Genomic DNA, 3,396 nt, shown 5'->3' with positions numbered 1-3,396 from the left:
GGCCCCGCGCTCCGGGGCGGACGAACAGGGTCTCCACGGCGGCTCCGGGCCGGAGGGAGGCCCGGGCCGGGGCGAAGGAGGACGGGACCGACGCTACGGAGCGCCCCGCGTGCGAACCGGTGCGACCGGTCCCCCGCGTCAGCCCGCGTCCAGGGCGTGCCCGGTGGTGGCGTCCACGTGGTCGGGCACCTCCTCGTGCCGGTCGCCCACCGTCAGCGTTCCCGTCGGCTCGAACAGCAGGATGGCGGCCCCGCCGTCGGACTCGGGCCGGTGCTCGGTCCCGCGCGGCACCACGAAGACCGATCCCCTCTCCAGGGTGACCACCCGCTCGGCTCCCCCGGCGCGTTCGCGCAACCGGATGCGCAGGTCCCCGTCCAGAAGCAGGAAGAACTCGTCGGTGTCGTCGTGGGCGTGCCACACGTACTCGCCCCGGACCTTGGCCACGCGCACGTCGTAGTCGTTGACCCGGGTGACGATGCGCGGGCTCCACAGCTGCTCGAAGGAGTCCAGCGCGTCGTTCAGGCTGATCGGCTGTTCGCTCATGAGGGCCATCCTGGCGATGGCGCACCGCCCGGGGAAGTGCTAGGAATCGCACATGCCGCAAGGATCCTCGCACCGCGTGGCCCTCGTCGTGGACGAGGGCTCCAATCCCTTCGAGATGAGCGTGGCCACGGAGCTGTTCGGGCTGCGCCGCCCCGAGATCGACCGCCCCTGGTACGACCTGACGGTGTGCGCGGCCGTGCCCGAGGTGCGCGTGCACCGGGGCATGTTCACCCTCGGCGGCCTGGCCGGGCTGGAGGCGGTCGCGAAGGCCGACACCGTCATCGTGCCCAACCGCCCCGACCCCGAGGTGCCGCCCTCCCCGGAGGTGGTGGAGGCCGTGCGCGCGGCGGACCGGCGAGGCGCCCGTCTGGTGAGCTTCTGCAGCGGCGCGTTCACCCTGGCGGCGGCCGGGGTCCTGGACGGCCGCCGGGCCGCCACGCACTGGCGGTTCGAGGAACTGTTCGCCCGGACCTACCCCCGCGTCCGGCTGGAGCGGGACGTGCTGTTCGTGGACGAGGGCCGTGTGCTCACCGCGGCGGGCAGCGCCGCCGCCCTGGACCTGGGGTTGCACCTGATCCGCCGCGACCACGGGGAGGGGGTCGCCAACACCGTCAGCAGACGGCTGGTGTTCACCGCCCACCGCGAGGGCGGGCAGCGCCAGTTCGTGCCCAGGCCCGTCCCCGAGGCAGCCGACACCTCCCTGTCCCCGCTCCTGGACTGGGCGCGCGAGCGCCTGGACTCCCCTCTCACCGTCGCCGGCCTGGCCGCCCGGGCGTCGGTCAGCCCCGCGACCCTGCACCGCCGTTTCCGGGCCGAGCTGGGCACGACCCCGCTGGCCTGGCTGCGCGCCGAGCGGGTGCTGCTGGCCTGCCGCCTGATCGAGGCGGGCGGGATGGGGCTGGAGACGGTCGCCCGCGCCAGCGGCCTGGGCAGCACCGCCAACCTGCGCGCGAGCGTGCGCGCCCACACCGGGGTCAGCCCCTCCGCCTACCGGGAACGCTTCGGGCCGAGGCAGCTGGCTGGGACTTCAGGCCCTCCGGTCCTTCCCTCACCGGACGCCGAACGCGTAGCCTCCGGGCATGTCTGACCTGCCCGCGCGTTTGTCCGTCGTGACGCTGGGAGCCCGGGACCTGCCTGAGCTCCGCCGGTTCTACAGGGCCCTGGGCTGGGAGGAGGTCCCGGCCAGCGGTGACGGCTGGGCGGCCTTCCTCCTGGGCGGCGTCCTGTTGGCCCTGTACCCCGTGGAGGAGTTGGCCGCCGAGGCGGCGGACGGCGCCCCCGGCCCCGTCGGCTGGTCGGGGATCACGCTCGCCTGCAACGTGGACGGCCCCGAGCAGGTGGACAGCGCCTTCGCGGCCGCGGTGCGGGCCGGTGCCACGGTCGTGGCCGAACCGGTGGAGCGCCCCTGGGGAGGCCGGTCGGCGTACGTCGCGGACCCCGAGGGCAACCGCTGGGAGATCGCCTGGGCGTCGGCGGCCAGGTTCGACGGCCGGGGCGCGCTGACCGGCTTCGACGGCTGAGGGCCGCTCCGAGGGCGTTCCGGGCGCCCGCCGTACCGGCGCTCGGGGTCCTTCGTCGCGCCTGGCGCCCCCGGCGAGGGACCGGGGGCGCCGCGCCGGGGCTCAGAGCGTGTCGGTCACGCGCTTGCCGTCGCCCTTGTCGATGGTGAAGGAGTCCACGACCGCGCCGTCGGCGGTGCGGGCGGTGTAGCGCAGGCGGGCGCCGTCCACCTCCACGGCCTGGAAGGTGGAGGTGTCGGTCAGCTGCACGCGCACCTCGGCGCCGTTGTCGGTCCAGTTGGAGGCGGAGGCGTCGTACATCTTGGTGCCGGTCACCGCGACGGTGTAGACCGGGCCGGTCTGCACGTCGGGGTCGTCGGTGCGGTTCGCGGTCAGGTTGCCCCGGCCGTAGGAGTGGTCGTGGCCCTGGAGGACCAGGTCCACGTCGTGCTCCTCCAGGGTGTCGAGCCAGGAGTCGCGCAGGGGGCCGTTGTCGCGGCTGGGGCTGTTGGAGAAGACCGGGTGGTGGAAGGTGACCACCGTCCAGGGGTGGGGGTTGGTGGCCAGGGCCTCCTCCAGCCAGCGCTGCTGGGTGTCCAGCCAGGAGTCGGCGCTCAGCGGCGCCGCGTTGCGGTAGTTGGAGTTGAGGACGACGAAGCGCACGCCCTGGTAGTCGGTGTGGTAGACGGTCTGGGGCAGGTGGCGTCCGCTGGCGGGCCCGTTGCCCGCGCCCGGGAACTGCGGGTTCCAGTACCGGCTCAGGGAGAGCAGCGAGTACTCGTGGTTGCCGGGGGCGGCGAGGTGGTTGACGGTGCCGGTGGCCTCGGGGCCGAAGGCGCCGAACCACTCGGTCCACTGCGACTCGCTGTTGGGCGAGTCGACCAGGTCACCGGAGTGCACGACCAGCTCGGCGTCGGGTTCGGCGGCCAGGGCGGCACGCACCACCGTGGCACCGCCGGTGGAGATGCCGTTCTGGACGTCGCCGAAGTACAGGAAGGTGAAGGGTTCGGCGCCGGAGGCCGCGGTGGTGAAGGTGCGCCAGGGGCTGAAGGCGGTGCCGTCGCCGACGCGGTAGCGGTAGGCGGTGTCGGGGGTCAGACCGGTGGCGGTGGCCGCGTGGAAGGTGCCGCTGGCCGAGCCGGTGTCGGCGCCCTCGACCGTGGTGACCCGGCCGGGGTCGGCGGCGGGGGCGATCTGCATGACCGGCGACCCGGAGCCGTCCGAGCGCCAGGCGAGGGTCTGGGAGGTGGCGGGATCGGCCGTGGGCGAGAGGATCACGCGTTCGGGCGCGGTGGCCGCGGACGCGGCGGGTGCGTTGGCGACGACCGGGGTCAGGGCCAGCAGGGTCGTGCCG

The 3,396-nt window shown here is 74.4% G+C and carries 4 protein-coding genes; 2 read left to right on the top strand and 2 right to left on the bottom strand.

All coding sequences use genetic code 11. From position 1 onward, the window contains the following. Positions 1 to 138 precede the first annotated feature (138 nt). Complete coding sequence (locus DQW06_RS17460; RefSeq protein ID WP_013153085.1) at positions 139 to 543, bottom strand: cupin domain-containing protein; 405 nt, start codon at positions 541 to 543, stop codon at positions 139 to 141. A gap of 52 nt (positions 544 to 595) precedes the next feature. On the opposite strand from DQW06_RS17460, the gene DQW06_RS17455 reads away from it, so the two are divergent. Together DQW06_RS17455 and DQW06_RS17450 are read left to right on the top strand one after the other, a co-directional pair. Then, on the top strand, positions 596 to 1,630 hold the full coding sequence (locus tag DQW06_RS17455) for a helix-turn-helix domain-containing protein (RefSeq protein ID WP_013153084.1): 1,035 nt from the start codon (positions 596 to 598) through the stop codon (positions 1,628 to 1,630). Further along, positions 1,623 to 2,063 carry a VOC family protein gene (locus tag DQW06_RS17450; protein WP_013153083.1) on the top strand — a complete coding sequence of 147 codons (441 nt, stop codon included), beginning with the start codon at positions 1,623 to 1,625 and terminating at the stop codon, positions 2,061 to 2,063. The genes DQW06_RS17455 and DQW06_RS17450 overlap by 8 nt, the downstream gene beginning before the upstream one ends. A 102-nt stretch (positions 2,064 to 2,165) precedes the next feature. On the opposite strand, the gene DQW06_RS17445 is transcribed toward DQW06_RS17450, so the two are convergent. Continuing rightward, the coding region (locus DQW06_RS17445) for a metallophosphoesterase family protein (RefSeq protein ID WP_157983470.1) at positions 2,166 to 3,396 on the bottom strand (1,231 nt) is incomplete at its 5' end.

It is taken from the genome of Nocardiopsis sp. TNDT3 (assembly GCF_003427465.1).
Classification (GTDB): domain Bacteria; phylum Actinomycetota; class Actinomycetes; order Streptosporangiales; family Streptosporangiaceae; genus Nocardiopsis; species Nocardiopsis dassonvillei.
This window is presented reverse-complemented; position numbering and strand designations above follow the sequence as displayed.